22 protein-coding genes are annotated in these 23,636 nt (G+C 35.7%); 8 read left to right on the top strand and 14 right to left on the bottom strand.

The window, feature by feature from the left end; translation table 11 throughout:
- From pgl to Q4496_RS00550, 3 genes are all read left to right on the top strand, one after another.
- Window positions 1-696 (top strand): 6-phosphogluconolactonase, encoded by a 696-nt coding sequence (gene pgl, locus Q4496_RS00560; RefSeq protein ID WP_215972406.1) that lies wholly within the window; start codon window positions 1-3, stop codon window positions 694-696.
- 89 nt (window positions 697-785) lie between these two features.
- Complete coding sequence (gene edd / locus Q4496_RS00555; protein WP_215972505.1) at window positions 786-2,600, top strand: phosphogluconate dehydratase; 1,815 nt, start codon at window positions 786-788, stop codon at window positions 2,598-2,600.
- 111 nt (window positions 2,601-2,711) lie between these two features.
- Window positions 2,712-3,359: a bifunctional 4-hydroxy-2-oxoglutarate aldolase/2-dehydro-3-deoxy-phosphogluconate aldolase gene (locus tag Q4496_RS00550; RefSeq protein ID WP_215972407.1), complete on the top strand. Its 648-nt coding sequence runs from the start codon at window positions 2,712-2,714 to the stop codon at window positions 3,357-3,359.
- A 28-nt stretch (window positions 3,360-3,387) separates the two neighbouring features.
- Here Q4496_RS00550 and Q4496_RS00545 read toward each other — a convergent pair whose 3' ends face one another.
- Window positions 3,388-3,792: an RNA-binding S4 domain-containing protein gene (locus Q4496_RS00545; RefSeq protein WP_215972408.1), complete on the bottom strand. Its 405-nt coding sequence runs from the start codon at window positions 3,790-3,792 to the stop codon at window positions 3,388-3,390.
- 291 nt (window positions 3,793-4,083) lie between these two features.
- Here Q4496_RS00545 and Q4496_RS00540 point away from each other — a divergent pair, with 291 nt between their 5' ends.
- The 3 genes from Q4496_RS00540 to Q4496_RS00530 all read left to right on the top strand — a co-directional run bounded on the left by Q4496_RS00540 (window position 4,084) and on the right by Q4496_RS00530 (window position 8,009).
- A complete protein-coding gene (locus Q4496_RS00540) occupies window positions 4,084-5,904 on the top strand; it encodes an acyl-CoA dehydrogenase C-terminal domain-containing protein (protein ID WP_215972409.1) in 1,821 nt (606 codons plus the stop codon).
- Between the two features lie 211 nt (window positions 5,905-6,115).
- Complete coding sequence (locus tag Q4496_RS00535; protein ID WP_303609753.1) at window positions 6,116-6,646, top strand: outer membrane beta-barrel protein; 531 nt, start codon at window positions 6,116-6,118, stop codon at window positions 6,644-6,646.
- 64 nt (window positions 6,647-6,710) lie between these two features.
- Window positions 6,711-8,009, top strand: coding sequence for an Ig-like domain-containing protein (locus Q4496_RS00530; protein ID WP_303609752.1), 1,299 nt, complete (start codon window positions 6,711-6,713; stop codon window positions 8,007-8,009).
- Between the two features lie 154 nt (window positions 8,010-8,163).
- Here the strand turns inward: Q4496_RS00530 and ttcA are convergent, their stop codons facing one another.
- The 11 genes from ttcA to ccoN form a co-directional block, all read right to left on the bottom strand.
- Window positions 8,164-9,045 (bottom strand): tRNA 2-thiocytidine(32) synthetase TtcA, encoded by an 882-nt coding sequence (gene ttcA, locus Q4496_RS00525; protein ID WP_215972412.1) that lies wholly within the window; start codon window positions 9,043-9,045, stop codon window positions 8,164-8,166.
- A gap of 190 nt (window positions 9,046-9,235) precedes the next feature.
- Entirely contained in the window at window positions 9,236-10,174 is a 939-nt protein-coding gene (gene uspE / locus Q4496_RS00520) for a universal stress protein UspE (RefSeq protein WP_215972413.1), read from the bottom strand.
- 152 nt (window positions 10,175-10,326) lie between these two features.
- Window positions 10,327-11,046, bottom strand: a complete 720-nt coding sequence (fnr, locus tag Q4496_RS00515; RefSeq protein WP_215972414.1) for a fumarate/nitrate reduction transcriptional regulator Fnr — start codon at window positions 11,044-11,046, stop codon at window positions 10,327-10,329.
- A gap of 80 nt (window positions 11,047-11,126) precedes the next feature.
- Complete coding sequence (locus Q4496_RS00510; protein ID WP_303609751.1) at window positions 11,127-11,864, bottom strand: sulfite exporter TauE/SafE family protein; 738 nt, start codon at window positions 11,862-11,864, stop codon at window positions 11,127-11,129.
- Between the two features lie 35 nt (window positions 11,865-11,899).
- Window positions 11,900-12,097, bottom strand: coding sequence for a cbb3-type cytochrome oxidase assembly protein CcoS (ccoS, locus tag Q4496_RS00505; RefSeq protein ID WP_303609750.1), 198 nt, complete (start codon window positions 12,095-12,097; stop codon window positions 11,900-11,902).
- A 27-nt stretch (window positions 12,098-12,124) separates the two neighbouring features.
- On the bottom strand, window positions 12,125-14,617 hold the full coding sequence (locus tag Q4496_RS00500; protein WP_303609749.1) for a heavy metal translocating P-type ATPase: 2,493 nt from the start codon (window positions 14,615-14,617) through the stop codon (window positions 12,125-12,127).
- A gap of 3 nt (window positions 14,618-14,620) precedes the next feature.
- Window positions 14,621-15,115 carry a FixH family protein gene (locus Q4496_RS00495; RefSeq protein ID WP_215972418.1) on the bottom strand — a complete coding sequence of 165 codons (495 nt, stop codon included), beginning with the start codon at window positions 15,113-15,115 and terminating at the stop codon, window positions 14,621-14,623.
- A gap of 184 nt (window positions 15,116-15,299) precedes the next feature.
- Window positions 15,300-16,271, bottom strand: coding sequence for a cytochrome-c oxidase, cbb3-type subunit III (gene ccoP / locus Q4496_RS00490; protein ID WP_215972419.1), 972 nt, complete (start codon window positions 16,269-16,271; stop codon window positions 15,300-15,302).
- A complete protein-coding gene (locus Q4496_RS00485) occupies window positions 16,264-16,485 on the bottom strand; it encodes a CcoQ/FixQ family Cbb3-type cytochrome c oxidase assembly chaperone (protein WP_215972506.1) in 222 nt (73 codons plus the stop codon). The genes ccoP and Q4496_RS00485 overlap by 8 nt, the downstream gene beginning before the upstream one ends.
- A gap of 10 nt (window positions 16,486-16,495) precedes the next feature.
- Complete coding sequence (gene ccoO, locus Q4496_RS00480) at window positions 16,496-17,140, bottom strand: cytochrome-c oxidase, cbb3-type subunit II (RefSeq protein ID WP_215972420.1); 645 nt, start codon at window positions 17,138-17,140, stop codon at window positions 16,496-16,498.
- Window positions 17,141-17,151: 11 nt separating this feature from the next.
- Window positions 17,152-18,576: a cytochrome-c oxidase, cbb3-type subunit I gene (gene ccoN, locus Q4496_RS00475; protein WP_215972421.1), complete on the bottom strand. Its 1,425-nt coding sequence runs from the start codon at window positions 18,574-18,576 to the stop codon at window positions 17,152-17,154.
- A gap of 880 nt (window positions 18,577-19,456) precedes the next feature.
- On the opposite strand from ccoN, the gene Q4496_RS00470 reads away from it, so the two are divergent.
- Window positions 19,457-19,939: a hypothetical protein gene (locus tag Q4496_RS00470; protein WP_215972422.1), complete on the top strand. Its 483-nt coding sequence runs from the start codon at window positions 19,457-19,459 to the stop codon at window positions 19,937-19,939.
- A gap of 99 nt (window positions 19,940-20,038) precedes the next feature.
- Here the strand turns inward: Q4496_RS00470 and Q4496_RS00465 are convergent, their stop codons facing one another.
- Together Q4496_RS00465 and gloB are read right to left on the bottom strand one after the other, a co-directional pair.
- Window positions 20,039-21,682: a LysM peptidoglycan-binding domain-containing protein gene (locus tag Q4496_RS00465; RefSeq protein ID WP_303601647.1), complete on the bottom strand. Its 1,644-nt coding sequence runs from the start codon at window positions 21,680-21,682 to the stop codon at window positions 20,039-20,041.
- Between the two features lie 76 nt (window positions 21,683-21,758).
- Window positions 21,759-22,574, bottom strand: a complete 816-nt coding sequence (gene gloB, locus Q4496_RS00460) for a hydroxyacylglutathione hydrolase (protein WP_303609748.1) — start codon at window positions 22,572-22,574, stop codon at window positions 21,759-21,761.
- 80 nt (window positions 22,575-22,654) lie between these two features.
- Here gloB and Q4496_RS00455 point away from each other — a divergent pair, with 80 nt between their 5' ends.
- The gene (locus Q4496_RS00455) at window positions 22,655-23,440 is read left to right on the top strand and encodes a class I SAM-dependent methyltransferase (RefSeq protein WP_215972425.1); all 786 of its coding nucleotides are present in this window, start codon (window positions 22,655-22,657) and stop codon (window positions 23,438-23,440) included.
- Window positions 23,441-23,636 lie beyond the last annotated feature (196 nt).

Genomic DNA, 23,636 nt, shown 5'->3' with positions numbered 1-23,636 from the left:
ATGTATCAATTAAATAACTTTGATAGCAGAGAACAATTAGACGAGTCATTAGCAGATAAGATTAGTAAAATACTGCAGTCGGCTATTAGCTTAACAGGCAAGGCAAGTCTTGCTGTTTCAGGTGGTTCAACCCCTAAAGGTTTTTTTAAGGCGCTTTCTAATAAGTCAATTGAGTGGAAGAAAGTAACGATTACGCTGGCTGATGAACGTTGGGTTGATATAAATTCAGATGATAGTAATACTAAATTAGTTCACGAAAATCTACTCATTAATAAAGCTGCTTCGGCAAAGTTTTTTCACCTTAAGCAGGGTGATGAATTATGTGACGAGACTTTAGCAGATCTTAATTTGGCTGCTAATCATGCATTATTACCATTAGATGTTGTTATTTTAGGTATGGGAGAAGATGGTCACACTGCATCGCTTTTTCCTTGTAGTGATGAAATTGAACAAGGCCTAGATGTTAATAATGTTAATTCATTAATGAAAGTTCAACCAAAAACAGCGCCTCATCAACGTATAACGTTTAGTTTTTCGGCATTAAAAGCCAGTAAAAATGTGTTTTTGCATGTGTGTGGTGATAATAAAAAACAAGTATTAGATAAAGCTCTGAGCACTCACGATATTTTTGAAATGCCAATTAGAGCTTTTTTACACAATGATGTGATAGATACCCAAATATATTGGGCTAAATAAGGAATATTATCTGCAAATTAATATTCATTAAAAATGTTAATTTAATAATTTACCGTTAAAAATCAAGAAGTAGGCCTATGAAAATAGCAATGAAGCAAGAAATAGTAGATATTACAGAACGTATTATCACTCGAAGTGCGACAACTCGAAAAGAGTACTTAGCTAAAATAGCGGCAGCAAAATCAAATACTGTTCATCGTGCAAGTTTATCTTGTGGTAATTTAGCGCATGGTTTTGCGGCTTGTAATAAAGAAGATAAACAAGCGATTAAAGGCTTAAACCATTCAGATGTTGCCATTGTTTCCGCATACAATGATATGTTGAGTGCACATCAGCCTTATGAGACATACCCTCAAATTATCAAAGATGCAATTAAAGCGACAGGTGGTGTAGCTCAATTTGCAGGTGGTGTTCCTGCAATGTGTGACGGTGTTACACAAGGTCAGCCTGGCATGGATTTAAGCCTAATGAGCCGTGATGTTATTGCTATGGCCACAGCAGTTGGCTTATCTCATAACATGTTTGATGGCGCATTAATGTTGGGTATCTGCGATAAAATTGTACCCGGTTTACTTATTGCCAGTATGACATTTGGCCATTTGCCAACAGCTTTTATTCCTGCTGGACCTATGCCATCAGGTATTCCTAATAAAGAAAAAGCACGAGTACGTCAACAATATGCACAAGGTGAAGTTGACGAAGCTGCCTTGTTAGAGGCTGAGTCTGCGTCTTATCATGCTGCAGGTACTTGTACTTTCTTCGGTACAGCTAACTCTAATCAGTTAGTCGTTGAGGTGATGGGGTTACATTTACCGGGTGCTTCTTTTGTTGCGCCTAATACGCCATTACGTGAAGAATTAACAAAAGCCGCAGCCCGTCAAGTAACTCGTCTAACACAACAGTCAGGCAATTATATGCCTATTGGTAAAATGGTTGACGAACGCTCTATTGTTAATGCAATTGTAGCGTTATTAGCAACAGGCGGTTCTACTAATTTAACGATGCATATTATCGCATTTGCGCGTGCTGCCGGTATTATTATTAATTTCCAGGATTTTAATGATTTATCTCAAGCTGTACCGTTAATCACTCGTATTTATCCAAATGGTCACGCTGATATTAACCACTTCCAAGAAGCGGGTGGTATGGCATTATTATTCAAAGAGCTTATTAACTCGGGGTTATTGCACGAAGATGTTGAAACAATTTGTGGTCGTGGTTTAACACGTTATACCCAAAAACCAATATTGGATAATGGTCAACTTAAGTGGGTTGATGGCGTTGAAAAATCATTAGACGAAGCGGTAATTACAACCGTTGCCAAACCATTTAAAGCTGATGGCGGTTTAAAAACGTTGAAAGGTAATTTAGGTACGTCAGTATTAAAAACTTCATCTTTAAGTGATGATCATCTTGTAATAAAGGCTCCTGCGATTGTTTTTGAAGATCAACATGAGCTTCAATCGGCGTTTGATAACGGTGAGTTAGAGAAAGACTTTGTTGCGGTAGTTCGTTTCCAAGGACCCAAAGCTCGTGGCATGCCTGAATTACATAAATTAACGCCACCATTAGGAGTGTTACAAGATAAGGGCTTTAAAGTTGCTTTAGTGACTGATGGTCGTATGTCTGGTGCATCAGGTAAAGTACCTGCAGCCATTCATTTATGTCCTGAAGGTTTAGATGGAGGTCTAATTGCCAAAGTTAAAACGGGTGACATGATCAATGTAGATGGTGTGACGGGAGAATTAACGTTATTAGTTGACGAACAAGAATTAGCTGCTCGTGATAATGCTCTATTCCAAAAAAATGGACATCATCAAGGCATGGGGCGTGAACTGTTTGGGTTTATGCGTCGTAACTTAAGCTCAGCAGAAACAGGTGCATGTTCTCTGTTTGATGAGTAAGCCTCTGCTAAAGAAAAGTATTGGTCAACCAAGCTAAATTAATACATTTAAAAAACTAAAAATTACACATTAAATTGAATTATATTAAATAAAAAATAGAATAGAGGATTTATGACATCAATAAATAATTGGCAAATTATGCCAAAAGATCTTTTTGCAATGGGACCTATCGTTCCTGTACTAGTGATTGATAAAGTTGAAGATGCTTTACCCATTGCGGAAGCACTTTTGGCTGCGGGTATTAAAGTATTAGAAGTGACCTTACGTACGCCTGCTGCATTAGATGTAATTAGCACTATTGCTAAAGAGTTGCCTGAGGCCGTTGTTGGGGCAGGTACTGTTACTAACCGTCTACACTTACAGCAATCAATTGATGCAGGAGCTAAGTTTGCCTTAAGCCCAGGTTTAACGCCAGATTTATTAAAAGCAGGGAGTGAAAGTAGTATTGCTTTAATTCCTGGTGTTTCTTCTGTTTCAGATTTAATGAGCGCAGCAGATTTAGGTTATGATCACTTGAAATTTTTCCCAGCAGAAGCTTCAGGTGGTGTTAATGCTATTAAAGCTATTGGTGGTCCATTCCCTAATATTACTTTTTGCCCTACAGGCGGAATTAATTTAAAGAATGTTCGTGATTATTTAGCATTATCAAATGTTGCTTGTTGTGGTGGCTCTTGGTTGGTTCCTAGTCAAGTTGTAGCAACGAAAAATTGGTCTGAAATAACGAAACTATCTAACGAAGTACTTAACCTCGTTAAATAATTTCTTATATTGATATTTTAGTACGAAACTAAAAAGAAATAGGTTTTCTTTTAGAGAGCCTAGCGGTGCCATCAACTGTTGGTACTGCTGCTTTTACTTCATTTTTTGATGATTTCGTACTTACTGATTGAGTATTTTCATTTAAATCTTCAGCAGTTGTTATTATTTCATTAGGAACATAATCAAAAACATCATCTTCACTTAGCTCTTCATTTATAACAACTTGTATTCTTTCACCATTAAACTCAACAATATCATCATGGTAAACTTTTTTCCTTTTTTGATATTCGACTTCACCGTTGAGTAAAACATATCCCTCACTAATAACAACTTTCGCTTCACCACCCCCTGCAACAAGATCAGCAATTTTAAGTAATTTACATAACTCTATTGGTTGTTTATCTAACTGTATTTCTAAATAACTTTCTGACATATATCTTTTTAGCCCTTAAAAAGAGTTGTTTCTACTGCTTATTTTATCACTTTTTCAAACTAAGGTTTGACTATTTTATTTTATAAAAAACAGTACGTTATTAATAAATATTAATGTTGATAAGAAAAAATACTAAAAAACAACTTGTGTTGGTGGTATGACCAGTGTTCTAATCTCTGTTATTATTTATAGTGATCACCGTTAAGTAAACATAACTAAAAGGTGTTTAGTTAACGGCAATTATTAATATGATCACCGCATCATCAATTACTTCAGTGGTAGGAGAAAACTATGCTTAGTTATAAAGCACCGATAGCAGACATTAAATTTTTAATAGAAGATGTATTTGATTATTATGGACATTACCAAAAATACCCTGAATTTGTCGAAGCAACCCCTGATTTAAATGATGCAATTTTACAAGAATGTGCAAAGTTTTGTGAAAATGAACTATTACCTTTATATCAAAGTGGTGACAAGGAAGGTTGTACCTTTAACAATGGGGCTGTAACGACACCTAAGGGCTTTAAAGAAGCTTATAACAAATATGTTGAAGGTGGTTGGCAAAGCTTATCTCATCCTATTGAACATGGCGGTCAGGGCTTACCACCGTCATTAGGTATGGCTAAATCAGAAATGATGGGTACCGCTAACTGGTCTTGGGCTATGTATCCAGGATTAAGCCATGGTGCCATGAATACAGTACAATCGCATGGCAGCGAAGCACAAAAAGAGCTTTATTTAACGCGTTTAACTGAAGGTAGCTGGACAGGTACTATGTGCTTAACTGAGCCACAATGTGGTACTGATTTAGGGCAAGTTAAAACGAAAGCTGAGCCAAATGAAGATGGCACATATAATATTACCGGTACTAAAATTTTTATTTCAGCGGGTGAGCATGACCTAACAGAGAATATTATCCATATTGTGTTAGCTAGGCTTCCAAATGCGCCAGCAGGTACACGGGGGATCTCTTTATTTATTGTTCCTAAAGTTAAAACGGATGCGCAAGGTAATTTAGGCGAAAGCAATCATGTTACTTGCGGCTCTATTGAAGATAAAATGGGTATTAAAGCTTCTGCAACTGCGGTGCTAAATTTTGATAATGCTGTTGGTGAGCTCATTGGACCGGAACATAAAGGTCTAGAATGTATGTTTACTTTTATGAATACCGCCCGTGTAGGTACTGCATTACAAGGTGTATGTACTGCAGAATTGGCATATCAAAATTCATTAATTTACGCAAAAGAGCGTCTATCAATGCGCTCGCTTACAGGTAAGAAATTTCCTGAGCAAGTAGCAGATCCTATTATTGTTCATCCTGATGTTCGTAAAATGTTAATGACGCAGAAGGCTATTTCTGAAGGTGGTCGTGCCATGATCTATTATACGGCTAAAATTGTTGATGAAATTGAAATGGCAAAAACTGATGCTGAAAAAGAAGCAGCAGATGAACGTTTAGGTTTTATTACACCTATCCTTAAAGCTTTCTTAACTGAACTTGGCTCAGAAAGTGCGAACCATGGTTTACAGATATTCGGCGGTCACGGCTTTATAAAAGAGTGGGGAATGGAGCAAATTGTTCGTGATGCACGTATTGCAACACTGTATGAAGGTACAACAGGTATACAGGCGTTAGATTTGCTGGGTCGTAAGATCTTACTAACGCGTGGAAAATCATTAAAAGCCTTTACTAAAGAAATACTAACGTTTTGTAAAGATAAAAGTATGATTTCAAATAGCCCGCATAAGCGTCAAATGAATAAGTTTATTTGGCCATTAAGTAAAGCAACAGCTAATTGGCAGCAGTATTCTCTTAGGTTAGCACTTAAAGCAAAGAAAGATAGAGATATCATTGGTTCAGCGTCAGTTGATTATTTAATGTTTTCTGGTTATATCGTGATGGCTTATTTTTGGGCTCAAATGGCACAAGCTGCTTACGAGAAGTTAGCAACAGATGTTGAAAATCGTGATTTTTACCGTGCAAAAATTAAAACAGCAGAGTTTTATTTTGAACGCATGTTACCAAGAACTAAGTCGTTAGCGAAAACTATGATGGCAGACCCTAAAACCTTGATGCAGCTTGACCAAGAGTTGTTATCGTTTTTGTAGGGGGATACTCCGGTAATTAAACAACCTTTATTCGCTTAAATAGATATTAACCACAATCAATAGTTATAATCATTGATTGTGGTTTTTTCTTTAACCTACGGTTACTATATGTTTCTTTAATCATCGGCCGTTATAGTAAAGGTATTGATTAGATTCGCTAAGTTCTATACTATCTACTTCTAAATAGGATATAAAATGTAGATGGATCTTCATGATAAAAATTATTTCTTGGCTATTATTAATTAGCTTTTCATTCCCCAGTACTGCCAAATCACCCCTTGTCGACTCAACTTATGTTGGTGTTGATTATATATTATCTTCTATTGAACTTCGTGATGAACGTGCGAAACCTAGTACAACTGCCTTTCGCATAGGAGCAAATAAAGAACGTATTGGCTTGGAAGCTCAGTATCTAAGAGGTAACAATACCGATAATATTTATCGTATGGAATTCGATTTAGAACAAAGTATTGCTCTTTACCTTGTACTGCAATCAAAGACTATCAGTGGTTTTGGTTTAGATGTATCACTAGGCTATGCTGTAACCGATATGACGGTGCAGGGGCCTGCAGAAACGTATAACGGCGAAGATACCTATTCTGGTTTTTCTTGGGGCATCACTTTTCATCAAAAAATATCTTATATCGAAAATACCCAACTTAGGTTTGGTTATCAATCACTCTATAAAGATGATGATATATCCATATCTGGTATTTCTCTTGGTGTAATCTACCAATTCTAGTTATTAATCATGCTATTTGAATGTATAAAAGTTCATAAAAAGCATTTGCGGTGAAAATTAAACAATGAAAGCTAATACAATGAAAAGTAACAAAATCAAAAGCAACGCTATAGCTTTTTTTATTGCTATATGCCTAACGAACATCATGTTATTTGGTTGCGATACGGATAATAACGCTAGCGAACTCGGTCAAGCAGTTACGTTTGAAAAATTGCGTGAGCAAGGGCTATTTATTGAGTCACTTACGATCAACGATGATCATATTCGATTAACGAAAGGTGAAACTCATCAACTTAGCGCAATGGCTTTAACTAATAGTGGTGATGTTATCGACGTAACGGAAAGTATTGATTGGAGTTCAAGTGATAACAGCATCGCTACTGTTAATGAGCAAGGTTTAGTTACCGCTGTTGCCAATTCCTCGAATAATCAAGGTATTGTTATTATTATGGGAACAAGCATTAATGGGATTGTGGATGAAGGAGAAATTTCAGTTAGTGACGTTGCGGTAAGCGCTATTAACTTAATTCATCCTCAGCCGGAAGAGGGTACTATTGGTACCTGTGTGGCGACCAACATTACTGCAAATGTAAATTATGAAGATGGTTATATTTCAATGAATACGATCAAAGATATCAGCTTTAGTCTTGATAGCAATACTAGTGCGACTATTGATAAAAACGGTACCTTGTATACCTCATCACCTGACATTGAAACCACCATAATAACGGGGACTTTAGACGATATTACCGACTCATTAACCGTTGTTGCCGACCCACTCAATGTAGGCCATCTTGATATTTTACTTGATGATATAGTTACCGATGATATTACGCTCGCAATAGGAGAACGTATTTTAGTTAACGGTCAGGCCACGTTAACCAATACTACTTTGCCATCTTCTATTGATAATACTATTGTTTGGTCACAAGAAAGTGGTGACTATCTCGGCATTACGACAACAGGTGATAACAAAGGCACCCTAGTTGGCCTTATTGCGGGTACAACGCAACTTGTTGGCTCTTGTGGAGGCAATCAAACTACGGCAACCGTATCAGTAACAGGAACAGCTGAACTTGACTCTATAAAAATTAATAAAGGTAGTGATATTACCTTGGCATCATCAGAGTCGGTAGACTTAACCTTAACGGCTTATTATACCGACACCCCAACAAGCTTGAATGTTTCTGAGTTTGCACATTGGTCAGTTAGCGATACTAGTTTAGTCACGGTGGAATTGATTGATTTAGGTACAAACACAGCGAGTTATCAGTTAACGAATATTTCAAAAAGTACCGATGAAGTGATTGTTACGGTGACTTATGCTGGAGAAAGTAGCACTATAAATATCACTCTTGAATAAATACAGGTAATAAAAACGAATAAACCCAACCAAACACTTAGCTTTATATAAAGGTTATCTCAATATAGTAAGGTTTTGATGGTTCAGACGGTTTATAAGTTACACCAGATGCATTCAATAGGGGAACACACGTTTGTGTGTTCCCTATATTCGATCAAGAAGCGTCGATTATTTCTATGTTTTTAACGTCAATTAAATTTGACGACGAGATGTCAGCGCCTCCAAACTCTTGTTCTTTTGGCTCGGCGGTTCTATCGATGGTAAGCGCTGAAAAGTCGTATAAATTATGGTCAGATAATTGAGAAAGACTAACACTTTGCGTACTTTTAAAAACACTTTCTACGCGCCCTGGAGACTCTTGGTCCCAAGTATTGAGCATTTTTTTTATTTGTTTTCTTTGTAAGTTTTCTTGTGAGCCACAGAGATTACAAGGAATAATAGGGTAGCTCTTTACCTCGGATAGTTGCTCAATATCCTTCTCTCTGCAATATGATAGCGGTCTTATGACTACATTTCGTTTATCGTCACTTAGTAGTTTAGGTGGCATAGCCTTTAATTTTGCATTATTAAACATGTTCATCATTAAGGTTTCAACGATGTCATCCATATGATGACCTAATGCTATTTTTGTTGCACCAATCTTTTCAGCAAAACCATATAATGATCCTCTTCTGAGTCTTGAACATAAAGCGCACGTTGTTTTTCCTTCAGGTACTTTTTGTTTTACTACTGAGTAGGTGTCTTTATCAATAATGTAGTAGTCAATGCCTTTTTCTTCGAGGTAATTAGGTAGTATATGTTCAGGAAAGCCAGGCTGTTTTTGATCGAGATTGACAGCTATAACGTCAAATTTAATGGGCGCTACACGTTTTAAGTGTAAAAGGGTATCAAGCATGACAAAAGAATCTTTACCTCCACTTATGGCACAAAGAATTTTATCGCCTTCTTCAATCATGTTGTAATCAGAAACGGCTTTGCCTGTTAGGTGTCTGATTTTTTTTTCTAGCTTATTGCTAATAGCTTGTTGAGTATTCATTAAAAACTACTTACCACTTAATCACATTAGATATTTTATTTTCGATGGTAAATTCTATCATAGGTTAAAAGTTTAAAGTGCTATTAAAGTTGTTTGAAAGGGGATTATTTCGACGTTATATTAGCTTAATAAAGACTGAAAAAGGTTACATACCTCTTTCAGTCTTTGATTTCAGTATGAGAGAATACTTTTACTGTAGTGGCGACACATAACCTTCAGGTTTTAGCGCAAGTACATCACAGTTAAGTTGGTCAATGACATGCTCTGCGGTATTACCAATTAATGCTGCAGAAATACCCGTTCGGCCTATTGTGCCTAGCACAACTAGCTCAGCATCAATTTTATCTGCGACTTCTTCAATGACTCTTTCAGGTAAGCCTTCTTCAACGTGAGTGTTAGTGATATCAATTTCAAATTCAGTCGCATGTGCTGCCATCGACTTTTTATGATGTTGCAGCATAGTATTATTGTATTCACTAGAGTTAAACTCTGGTATTTCAATTGCAATGTTAACAGGTGTGCCAGGAAATGAATTTACTAAATGAACGTTTCCTTGAATCAGCTGTGCTAAATTTTTTGCTTCTTTAGTAATTTTATTATTAAGTGAATTGTGCTCTGTTTCATCACTTCCGACATTAATTGCCGCAAGTATGTTCCCATTGCTTGGCCATTCATGTTCTTTTACTAATAATACTGGACATGGACATTTACGCAATATATGCCAATCGGTAGGAGTAAAAATTACCGATTTGAATCTGTCATGTTGATGAGTCCCTTTAATGACTAGATCGTAATTATTTTGGATTACTTGTTCAATAATAGATTCAAAAGGGCGATTATGCCAAACAACTAAGTTACTAATATCAATATCAGGCTTTAAATCACTTATAATACCTTCTAGCCAAAGCTCTTTATCTTTAATAACAGATTGTCGCATAGCGCCACGATCATCGTTGGAAAGGATAGTAGTCATCTCATAAGAGAAGTCAAAGATACTTAGAAAAGCAGTTATTTCCACCTGACCGCCACTTGCTTTAATATTGGCAGCTAAGTCTATTGCTCTTTGTAATGCTTTTTGTTCATCAGTTGATGGGTCGATAACGACTAGAATTTTTTGATAGGTTTTCATGATAATTCTCCCTGTTGTTATACATTGGTTAAACTTTATTAAAGCTTAAGTAATTTATATCAAAAGTGTGAGATTAATGCTTGTTTTAAATCAAAGTATAAGGGATTTAAAACAAGCATTATAAATTATAACGCTAGAAAGCCTTTGAGGAGCTAAAGTTCGGCACAATTAACAAGTTCATTGAGGTTTATGATAGTAATAAGTTTACCATCAACCTTAATTAAGCCTGTTTTATGAAAACGATTTAATAAACGGCTGATTGTTTCAACGGTAAGTCCAATGTAATTACCAATATCGCTTCGTGTCATTGTAAGGCGAAATTCATTGGCTGATAAACCTCTGGCACGATAGCGTTTGCTTAAGCTGACTAAAAAAGTAGCAACACGCTGTTCGGCATTCTTTCTGTTCAACAACGTAAGCATTTCTTGATCGGTTCTAATTTCGTTACTCATTAAGCGTAAAACTTGTTTCTTAAGTTTTGGCATAGTATTAGATAAAGTATCTAAATTATCGTAAGGAATTTCACATATCATCGATGTTTCTAAAGCTTGAGCAAAACTTTTATGTTCTGATTCGGCAATAGCGTCAAATCCTAGTAAATCTCCAGCTAAGTGAAAGCCAGTGATTTGTTCTTCACCTTGTTCATTAACGGTAAAAGTTTTAAATGTACCAGAACGAATAGCATAAAGCGCCTGCATTTCTTGACCATCAGTGAATATTTTATCACCTTTGTGGAAAGGACGTTTACGATCAATAATTTGATCAAGCGTATTAAGTTCTTGATCATTTAAGGTAAAAGGTAGACAAAGTTCACTAATACTACAGTTTTGACAGTTAATATGCTGTGCACCAGGGGAACTATTATTTAACATAGGCTACTCATTTATTTTATAGGAATAGGGTAAATTTTCATTTATGTATTTACTCTAATTTCTAGGATAATGCTATGGTATTAGAACATCTGGTGGTATGCAACAATAAAACTATAAATACCAAAGGTTATTAGTACTAACGCCATTACCTTTTTGAACGATGGTTTAGTTAAAGTATTTTTAATGCTACTAAACCCAATAGAAAGAGTTAACAGTGCGGGAAGAGTACCTAAGCCAAAAAAGAACATAATACTCGCCCCAGTATATATGCTACCGCTTGCTAGTGCCCAAGTTAAGGTTGAGTAGACTAATCCGCAAGGTAACCAGCCCCAAATGGCGCCAAGAGTAAGTGCTTTTATTGGTGAATTTACAGGGATGGCTTTACTGGCTAAAGGTGATATGTAACGCCATAAATACTTACCTAGGGCTTCTATTCGATTTAACCACATCAACCACTGACCTAAATATAAACCAAGTAAGATCATAAAGGTTGCCGAAATTAACCGTAGGCCAGCAAGTGGCATTCCAATATTTTTTGCCGCGATAGAGCCGGTAAATCCAACAATTGCACCGATAAAAGCATAGGAAGAAATACGACCAATATTGTATAAAATTACTAAGGCGGTTTTACTACGAGTAATTGAGGATGTTGTTGAGTGCTTAATCGGTCTCTGATTATTAACAGGTATTTGATTATTATATTTATTTGACTCAGGAAGGGCTGAAGTGAGCATGGTGGTAATCCCACCACACATCACAATACAATGCCCTGAGCCAAGTAATCCTATTACAAATGCGGAGAATAAGTCTAGGTTCATTGAGTTAGTTACCGTTATGAGAACTGCTGACTTTGTTAGCCATGATTTTTACTGTCAGGTTTATCACTACTTTGTTTGGTTGTTTTATCATCCTCTTTATTATCAAAAAGAATACTCATACCTTCTTTTTCAAGGTCATCAAACTGTTCAGTTTTTACTGCCCAAAAGAACATATAAATACCCAGTGCTGTTAGTAATACTGCGATTGGAATTAAAAAATAAATAATGCTCATTTTTGTTTCTCTTGATCTTAAGGGCTATTATCTGAGTAAGCGTAGTGAATTACTGATCACTAAAATTGAGCTAACAGACATACCAATAACAGCCATGTAAGGTGTAATGTAACCGGCTACAGCTAATGGTAATACAATAGCATTGTAGCCAAAAGCCCATAAATAATTCTGAAAAATAATGCGTTTAGTCTTTATTGATACATCATTTAAGGTATTAATACTTGTTAGTTTACTATTAAGTAAAATAACATCAGCACCGCTTTTGGCTATATCAGTTCCGCAGCCCATTGCCATAGATACATGTGCAGCACCAAATACTGGAGAATCATTAACACCATCGCCTACCATAGCAATGTTAATATTGTTCTTTTGTTGTTCTTTGATTATTGACATTTTATCTGTGGCGCTTAAGTTACCATGACATTGAGTTACAGATAAGGTTTTACCTACTTTGTCACAGGCGCTTTGATTGTCACCAGACAGCATCATTGTTTGATGGCTGGCATTAAGCGTGTTTAATAAAATATAGGCGTCTTCTCTGATCTTATCGACCAGATAAAATGCTGCAATAAGTTTATTTTCAAAAACGAGTACACAAGAAGCGCTCATTAACGATTGATCATTTTTATGCTCTGTAGCTGTTAACAGCCAGCTAGCTTTGCCAATACGATAAGGGTGCTCATTAACAATACCAGTTACACCTAATCCAGACTGAACTTGGATTTCTTTTGTCGGAAGATTAAAGTCTCTATGTTGTTTGAAAGGCTTAGCTAAAGGATGTTCAGAATGAGATTCTAAAGCTGCCGCTATCACTAATGCTTCGGCTTTAGTGTATTGATTATCATAGATTTCAACTCTATCTATCGCAAACTCACCTGTTGTTAACGTGCCTGTTTTATCAAAAGCGAAGCAATCTATTTTAGGCATGGTTTCCATGACATGAGCTGACTTTATCATTATACCATCACGATTTAATCGAGTTGTGGCACAAGTTAAGGCAGTTGGTGTTGCCAAAGATAATGCACAGGGGCAGGTCGCAACTAATACGGATAAGGTAATCCAAAAAGCTTCTTCGGGTAAATGGTGATGCCAATAAAGTGCGGTACCAATGGCTGTAAGTAAAATAATAGCGACAAAATATTGTGCTACCTTATCAGAAAAACGTGCCAATTTAGGCTTATATGCTTGAGATTTCTCACTTAAACGAATTAATTGACTTAAAAATGATTGATTACTTGGTTGTTGTACTTTGACGGTAAGGTTTCCATCACCATTAATGGTTCCTGCAAAAACCACATCATCAATTGTTTTTGATACTGGCGTTTGCTCGCCAGATAACATTGCTTCATTAATTTGGCTGGCGCCACTAATAATAATACCGTCTGCTGGAATAGCTTCACCTGGTTTAATTAACACTAGATCATCTTTAATTAATTGTTTGGCAGCAATAAGCTCTTCATTACTTATATTTTCAACATCATTCGCTGACTTTTGTAATTCACTATTCTTTGTGTGAACTGTTTCATTAATTGCAGGAGAGTTACTTCCTATTTTTTTTAATCTAGTCGCCGTCATTGGCATCAACTTTAACAAATTTGCTGAAACTTGAGCAGCATATGAGCGTGCTCTAAATTCTAAAAACTTACCGATAAGCAATAAGAAAGTAAACATAGATACGGACTCAAAATAGACTTCTCCTTGCTCAGTTATTGTTGCCCAAGCACTGGCAGTAAAGGCTAAAATAATAGCAATTGATACCGGAACGTCCATCGACAATCTTTTAATCTTTAAAGCATTTATTGCGCCAATATAAAAAGGGAAAGCTCCGTATGAAACAATAGGGATGGCTAGAATAAAACTAACCCAACGCAGGTATATTTTATGATCTTCATCCATATCAGAAAAAGCGCCAAAATATAACCCGACAGCAATCATCATAACTTGCATCATTAAAATGCCACTGATGCCTAAACGCTTGATAAATACTTTGCTGGTTTTCTTATTACGTTGTTCTATTTCATTTGCTTTAAAGGGAAGGGCTTGATAACCAATGTCTTCTATGGCATCAAGTATTTCACTTAATTGTAAAACCTTATCTTGCCACTTTAAGGTTGCACGTTGTGTCGTTGCATTGACACTTATTTCGTTAATCCCCTTAAGCTTGGTAAGTTGCATTTCAATTAACCAAGCACAAGCAGCACAATTAATCCCTTCAATCGTTAAAATAGCTTCTTTTGCACCTTGATCTTGATAAATAAATTCACTTTGCAGCATTTCTTCATTAAGTAATTTATTTTTTTTCGATTGTAAGCTTTTTAATTCTTCAGGTATTAGCTCGGCGCCTTTTTGGGCTGGCTCAGTTCTAAATTGATAATACTGGGTCAAGTTATTATCAACAATAGTTTGCGCAACAGCTTGACAACCTATGCAACACATAGGTTGTTCTTTTTGATTAATGGTAACGTAAAGGTTTATACCGGATGGAATAACTTCATTACAATGAAAACAAGAAGTGGACATAGTTTATTGTGCTTTAGTTGGATCGGGAATGATGTCAATAACAGTACTTTGAGGTAATACAATGGTTTCTTGGATTTTCCAGTCATTATCAAATGGAGACATAGTTATTTTCCATTTCCCCGAAATATCATGATCAAAACTATGTCTAAAATAACCATTACCATCAGGTGTTAAAGCTAAAGAAAAGTCTTTGCTTTCTTGCGTTGGGTGAAAAAAACTAACATTGAGCAATGAAAATGTTTTTTCAATACCCGTTGGCTCTATTATAAGTTCATTATTAGTAAGCTGTAATGTAAAGCGTATTCCTAGCTTTTGTGCTCGTTTAACCTTTGCAACTTGTAAATTAATGGCTTTACCTGTTTTGTAATAGTCACCAACAACAAGCGTATCCGGATCAGTATTGGCAATTACATAAGTGATAGTTCCTGCAACAACAGCAGAAAATGGAAGAAAAAAAACTAACCAAGCCCAAGGCTCACGATACCAAGATGTTTTCATAATATATAACAATATTCAATAGGTTAAATTTGACGCATATTATAGCGCTTATCTACCTTTTGAGCTACTTTTCTTTAGTAAGATTTAATAATAAAAAACCCTAGTTAACAATGTGTTACCTAGGGTTTTTGTAACTTACATAGGTTGTTACAAACTATGTAATGTTTTGATTATTTCTTAAATTTTAATCTTGAGAAAGTGAGTAAACATAAGCACTTATTACATGTACTTTCTGTTCACCTAAAATATCTTTCCAAGGAGGCATAACGCCAGCACGACCATTGCGAATTGATTCTTCAATTGCGCGTTGAGAGCCACCATATAACCAAATATTATCAGATAAGTTTGGAGCACCCATAGGTAAACCAAGTGCTAAACTACCTTGTCCATCAGGACCATGACAACTTGCACAAAGAGCAAACTTCTCTTTACCTGCTTTTGCAAGATCAGGGTTAACTGAACGGCCGCTTAAGCTAATAACATAAGCTGCTACTTCTTTAACACCTGATTCACCACCAAGAACGTTAGACCATGCCGCCATTCCTGATGCTTTTCGACCATGCATGATAGTTTCTTTGATTTTCTCTGGTGTACCACCATATAACCAATCTTTATCAGCTAAGTTAGGGAAGCCTGTTGTACCGTGAGCATCAGAGCCATGACATTGAGCACAGTTCTGAATAAATAAACGTTGACCTACTTTTAATGCTTCGCTATCTGTCGACAAGTCTTCAATTGTACGTGCAGCATAAGCTTCAAAAATTGGACCATATTTTTCGTTTGCTTGCGCAACTTCACGGTCATATTGAACTAAAACACCTGAATCTTTAGCTAAATTTTCTATTGTTTTTGCCTTTGATTCAGCAATATTTAGAATACCTTGGTTTGAACTCTTCCAACCTAAAAGACCAGACCAGCCTCCTAACCCGTAAAGAGCAATATAACCAAATGCCCAAATAATTGTTAATAAGAAAAACGTACTCCACCACTTAGGTAGCGGATTGTTTAATTCTTCAATGCCATCGAAGCTGTGTCCCATTGACTCACCTTCTTTAACACCTGTAAAGTTCTTTAAACACCAACGTAGTAGAAAAACATAAGCTACTAGTGATCCCAAGGTAAGAACCCAAACCCAAATACTCCAGAAGCTAGACATTATTATTAGTCTCCTGTTTGCTATCTGTATCAAAATGGCGTGTTTTATCGTTTTTCATAGTTTGTTCTTTTAAAACGTCGTCTTCTTCAAAAATAGAGTTAGCAACTTTATCAAATGAAGACTTACGTTTTTTTGAATATGACCAAACTACAATTATAATAAATAATGCCAATATAAGGAGGGCAATTAACCCTCTAAGTGTTCCATATTCCATCATAATCAGTTTACTTCAATGCGTGGCCAAGTGATTGCAAGTAGGCAATCAAGGCACTCATTTCAGTTTTACCTTTAACCGCATCTTTAGCGCCATCAATCTCTTCCTGAGTATAAAGAGGAATAGGGTTCCCATTCTCATCTTTATGGCTACGATTACGTGTTAACCAATTAAATGTTTCAAGCTTTTTACCTGTTAACTCACCATCAAGTGTATTAACGTTTAACCAGCTATAAGCAGGCATATTTGACTCAGGTACAACTGAACGAGGATCAGTTAGATGAGCAATATGCCAATCATCACTGTAACGACCGCCAACACGAGCTAAATCAGGACCAGTACGTTTAGAACCCCATAAGAAAGGATGTTCCCAAACTGATTCACCGGCAACGCTATAGTGACCATAACGCTCAGTTTCAGCTCTGAATGGACGGATCATTTGACTATGACAGTTACTACAACCTTCGCGTATGTAAATATCACGGCCTTCCATTTGTAATGCTGTATATGGCTTTAAATTATCAACAGGTGTTGTTGTTTCTTTTTGAAAAAACAAAGGTGTTATTTCTACTAATCCACCAATGCTGATAGCCAACACAGTGAAAAGAAAGAACAAACCAACATTTTTTTCAACTTTTTCATGGTTATTTTTCATGTTTATTCTCCTTAAGCTGTTTCAATGGCTTTAAGACTTCCGTCTTTAGCACCAATAGTTTTAAACATGTTGTAAGCCATTAAGATGAAACCTGCTACAACGAGAACACCACCTAAGAAACGAATAAAGTAGAATGGGTATGAAGCTGTTAAGCTCTCAACAAAGCTGTAAGTTAAGGTACCGTCAGTATTTACTGCACGCCACATTAATCCTTGCATAACACCTGAAATCCACATAGCCACAATATAAAGTACTATACCTGCTGTATGCATCCAAAAATGAACGTTGATTAAGCGTATGCTGTACATGCGACCTTGATTAAATAGTAACGGAATTAAGTGATACATTGCACCAATTGAAACCATTGCAACCCAACCTAAAGCACCTGAATGTACGTGACCAACAGTCCAATCTGTGTAGTGAGATAACGCGTTTACTGACTTAATTGCCATCATTGGTCCTTCGAAGGTAGACATACCGTAGAAAGAAAGAGAAACGATTAAGAAGCGTAAAATAGGATCATGACGAAGTTTATGCCAAGCACCAGATAGTGTCATTATACCGTTAATCATACCACCCCAAGATGGAAGGAATAATACAATAGACATAACCATACCAACAGATTGAGCCCAATCAGGTAAAGCAGTGTAATGCAAATGATGTGGACCAGCCCAAATGTATAGTGAAACTAATGCCCAAAAGTGAACAATAGATAAACGGTAAGAATATACAGGACGTTCCGCTTGTTTTGGAACAAAGTAATACATTATGCCCAAGAAACCTGCGGTTAATAAGAAGCCTACGGCATTATGTCCATACCACCACTGCATCATGGCATCAATTGCTCCAGGATAGATGGAGTATGATTTCATACCTGCAATAGGAATAACCATTGAATTACCAATATGTAAAACAGCTACAGTGATAATGAAAGCGCCGAAGAACCAGTTAGCAACATAAATATGTGAAACTTTACGCTTAATTAACGTACCGAAAAATACGATAGCGTATGAAACCCAAACGATAGTAATAAGAATGTCGATTGGCCATTCTAACTCTGCGTATTCTTTCGTTGAAGTATAACCTAAAGGTAAGGATATAATCGCGGATAGAATAACCGCTTGCCAACCCCAAAAAGTGAAAGCAGCTAACTTACCACCAAACAATCGTACTTGAGAGGTTCGTTGTACCACATAATAGGAAGTTGCAAATAAGGCACTTGTACCAAAGGCAAAAATTACCGCATTAGTATGAAGTGGGCGAAGACGAGAGTAGGTTAACCAAGGTGTATCGAAGTTTAACGCAGGCCAAATTAATTGTGCCGCGATGAGTACACCTACGAGTGTACCAACGATCCCCCAGATTACGGTCATTACAGTAAATTGACGTACAACATTGAAGTTGTAGTCTACTGCTGACGTATTACTTTGAGTCATGTTTTGTATTCCGCAGTGTTATTATTAAGAGAATAGTTTTTACAACGTCGTTATCATTAAATTCAGTTATAAAAACGAACTATATTTTTACTATTTATATTTGCATGTCAAATGGCATTGATATATTCAAAAAATCGAGCTAAATGGTATATATGCAAAGCAATTTTACCTCTTGGTGGTGTTATAAATCAACTGTTGCATTCGTTTAAATTTGACTTAGATCAAGTTACAGGGCTATTAACTCCATTAAAACAAAACATTTAAACTTGTTGTCTAATTACTGACTTATTGTTTTGATAAATAAAAAATATAAAAGCCAGACAATATTAGCCAGTAAAAAACAATCATCTCATTCGTTCATAATTTTATATGTTGACTTAAGTTGATGAAAAGTTTATTTATTTTAAGTTTTTTGTTTTTTAGGGGCATATTGTCGGTTTTGTTTAAATGTGAAATAAAACGCGTATGTTAAGTTTATTCTCTTTCAATACTATTGTGTAAAAGCGCAATCTTTTATAGTTATCAGTATAACTAATATTTCTTTTGATAATATAGAAAAAAAATATTAGTTATAAAGCAAGTAATGGGCTTTATTTAAATTGATTTTTATATTTTTTGAATAAAAGCACTAATTATTGAAATGAAACCTTAGTTGTAATGTTCTTATAAATAGTTGCGGGCTTGAGGTATCATAACCTGACATTATTTTAGGTCTGATTATTTCACTCTTGGTTGTCTCAATGTTGGTAACTAGGACGATATGGTATCTTAATGTTATTACGTGTATGTTTATGTTAATTGAAGTGGCATAAGTATGTATTTTTTTAGTTTAATGGAGTCAAGTAAGTATTCGCTTTTTGCTTGAACTTAGAAAGTTATAATGAACAGAATTTTTGTTTTTTTAGCATTTATTTTTACGATATTTGCTTGTAAACCAGTAACACCAGTTTCTACCAATGATATCAAATTGCAACCTTCTTCATTTGTTTGTTTAGCTAGTCAAAGCCAGTGTCGGGTAAGTGTTGATACAGGTCATTTTGATATTCAATTTTCGCAAGTGGCTCAAGAAGGAAAAATTAAAACAGAATTGCCTTTTTATATACAGTTGCATTTTGATGCTTTAGGTGAAAAATATAAAATACAGAGCATCGCAAGTTATCTTGAAGGTAAAAGTATGTTTATGGGAAAGATACCTGTTTTTTTCAAAGAGGGCCAAAATAATGGCATGGTTGCTGAAAGTTTACTTGCTAATTGTAGTGAAGATGTGATGACGTGGCGATTATGGTTTACGGTAAAAATTCTTATTGCAGACAAGGTTCAACAACAAGATTTTTTCATTGATTTTGATAGTCAGCGCTTATAACGCTAACTAAGTTATATGAGTAAAAGGTATTTATTCACGTTTAATATGACATCTTATTAAAATAGATGAATAAATACCCTTAAAGCTTTAAGCGTATATTTAAATATTATTTGTCACATCAATAGACAGTTTTAGTTTTTGTCCAGGTTGTAAATATTTACTTCTGCTTAAACTATTCCAACGTTCAATATCACTGATACGCACATTAAACTTACTTGCGATTCGTGCAAAAGAGTCTCCGCTGCGAACTTTATAAGTGATATTGCGCATAACAGCTTGTTCTACACTTGCATTAATTCTTGTTACTTCATCACGTTTAGTGGATGCTTGTGTTTTTTGCCAAATAACAAGTTTTTGGCCTAGTTTTAATGTGTCACGTGGCGCAATGCCATTCCATTTAGCTATATTATTGCTGTTAACTTTATAACGGCGTCCAATATCCCAAAGGTTATCTCCAGCGACAACAGTATGAGTTTTTTTCAATCCTTGCTGTGGTTTAGCTTGTTTTGAAGCAATACGTTGATCTTGAGATAAAATATAACTATCAAGTGATTTGGCTGCAACAGGAATTAATAAATGCTTTCCAGCTCTTATTTGATTACCTTCAATGTTATTTACTTTTCGGATTAAGTCTATGTTAGTATGAAACTTTTTAGCAATTCGACCTAAATTATCACCTGACTTTATCTTATAACGTTGCCAATCTAATCGTTCACTTTTTTCCAGTTTTGCTAAGTTAACTTCAAAACTATCAACTTTATGTTTAGGTAAAACTAAGCGGTGAGGGCCTTCAGGATCTGTTGACCAGCGGTTAAAACCGGGATTTAAACGTTGTAATTCAGTTAATGATAAGCCAGCTAAACTAGCGGCTTTAGCTAAATCGAGCTGTGATCCTATATCAACTTGGCTAATTACTTCTTCATTCGATATTTTATAAAGGCTAAGGTTAAACTGTTCAGGACGCTTAATGATATCAGCGAGCGCTAATAATTTAGGGACGTAGGCTTTAGTCTCTTTAGGTAAATCTAATGACCAAAAGTCTGTATTTTTACCCATTCTTTTATTTTTTCTTACCGCACGTTGTACTCGGCCTTCACCTGAGTTGTAAGCTGCTAGGGCAAGTAGCCAATCTCCATCGAAGAATTTATGCAAATATTTCATATACGCTATAGCACCTTCAGTAGATGCAATAACATCACGGCGGCCGTCATACCACCAGTTTTGCTTCATACCAAAACGTGTTCCGGTACCTGGAATAAATTGCCACATCCCGGAAGCTCTACCATGAGAATAAGCAAAAGGGTCAAATGCACTTTCAACAATCGGTAATAAAGCAAGTTCGATAGGAACATTGTTTTTCTCTAATTCCTCTACGATATAGTACAAGAATGGCTCAGCTCGTTTACCTATTCGTGTTAAATAGCTTGGGTGTTTTACGTACCAATCACGTTGCGCTATAACACGCTCGTTTTCAGGTACATCAAAAGTAAATTGCTGCCTAATTCGATGCCAAACATTATTTTGTTGTAATGTCGTTTTGTTTGACAATGAAAAATCTACATCGTCAACAGGATGCATAACATCAATATTTTCATCAAAGAGTAGCGCTTGGTTTATTTCAGTGGCAGAAGCTATATATTCTGCTTGGTTAGTGTTGTTTTCTGTGTTGTTATTATCGTGCGACAATAATGTGCTTTGGCAGCCACTAAGAAAAATGAATGCAGGGAATAAAAAATATTTCATGAATAACCAGTGATAATTTGTAAGGGAAAGAACATTAAGTAGCACTTTACAGCGCACAAGCTTTTAGACTAACACGTTAAAATTGGTCTTTCCAGCGTCTAATTGTAGTGAAAGCATCTAAACTATTCGCTTGAGTGTTATTATCAAAAGCCATAGCACTGGATTGAATTGTCGCCTTATTACTTCGTAAAAAGGGATTAATTTGTTTTTCAACTTTAATAGTGGTTGGAATAGTGCTTTGTTTATTATTACGTAACTTATTAACTTGCTGACTATAGTTTATTAAATTTTCGTTGTTTGGCTCTACTGCTAATGCAAACTTTAGATTAGCTTCTGTATACTCATGGGCACAGTAGACTTTTGTATTTTCAGGTAAGTTTGCTAATTTGGTTAGTGACGTTAGCATTTGTTTGGGAGTGCCTTCAAAAAGTCGACCACAACCACCAGAAAATAAAGTATCACCACAAAACAGAATTGGTGTAGTTTGTTCTTGAGTAAAGTAAGCAATATGACCAGCAGTATGTCCAGGTAAATCTATAACGGTAAAACTTACTTCAAGTTCAGGTAACGTGACAATGTCATTTTCAGTTAATTTAACATCGCAGTGTGGTATGGTCTCTTTTGCTGGCCCATAAATGGTGAGAGGCCATTGTTGCTGTTGGCAATAAGCGACTAATTTCTTTATACCGCCTGTATGGTCTGCATGATGATGAGTGATTAAAATAGCATTAAGTATGAGTTGGTTTTCTTCTAAAAAAGTAATGCAAACATCAGCATCACCAGGGTCAACGAATGCAGCTTTAGTGCTATTAGTAATGCCCCAGATATAATTATCAGCGAATGCAGGCAAAGCCTTGATGATATCTGTATTATTCGATTTGATTGTGCTCATTTATAATTTCCAACTTGCTTAAGAATCAGAGTTAATTATACTGAGATTATCAGTAATACCAATTGAAATAACTTGTATTTATGAAACCTGCTCTAGCATTTCGACAACCCCATTATCCTAAATCTTGGCAAGACTTACCCAATGGCGATATAATTTTATCAGCTATTGAAAACGTTTTAGAACCATGGTGGCAAAAGTTTTTTGGTTATCATTTATTGAAAATAGGTGCTTTAAGTCATGAAATATCTTGCGAGCACAGCCCAATAAAAAACCAGGTTAGCTGTAGCCCGAATCCTTGTTCTGGTTCGCAACAAAATTACAATACAGATATTGTTTGTGAGCTTGATGATTTACCTTTACTTGAGCATAGTGTCGATGTTTGCTTACTTAGCCATGTATTAGAATTTTCTCTTGATCCTCATCATGTTATTCGCGAAGCAAATAGAGCATTAATTCCTAATGGTTATCTTGTTATTACTGGTTTTAACCCATTTTCTTTAGCTGGACTTAATCGTATTATTCCTTATAGAAGAAAAACAATGCCTTGGAATGAACATTTCTTTTCGCCTATGCGGGTAAAAGACTGGTTACAATTAATGGGTTTTGAAATTCTTAGTGATGAACGTTGTCTGTATAGTAGTTTAGCAGGAAAAATGAATGAGCATGGTTTGGCTAATTACTGGCATAGTTTTGCAAAAAATTATTTAACAAGTGTCGGTTCAGTATATGTCATTATAGCGAAAAAAAGGGTGTTACCTTTGACACCAATAAAACCGAAATGGCAAATAAGAGCTAAATTTAATCCTGTTAAAATTCCTAGCATGAATGTTAACTCCGAAAATAAGAACAATATTCCCCATAAATAAAAACTGCCTATTATTGATAAATGAACTATTTTGATAATATTGAAGCTTGGTGGTTAATCAGCTAAATAAGCTTAATATTGAATGCTCAAAATAATTCATATTCTATTACTAGACGTTACTTATAATGAAAAGACACGAGAATTGACTGAATTCCATGTCATTATAATCGACGTATTTGTTTATTAATTCTTCAAGT

The sequence above is a fragment of the Colwellia sp. 5_MG-2023 genome, from assembly GCF_030547795.1.
Classification (GTDB): Bacteria; Pseudomonadota; Gammaproteobacteria; order Enterobacterales; family Alteromonadaceae; genus Colwellia.
Note: the sequence above shows the minus strand (reverse complement) of the source record. Positions and strands in the feature narration are given on the sequence as shown.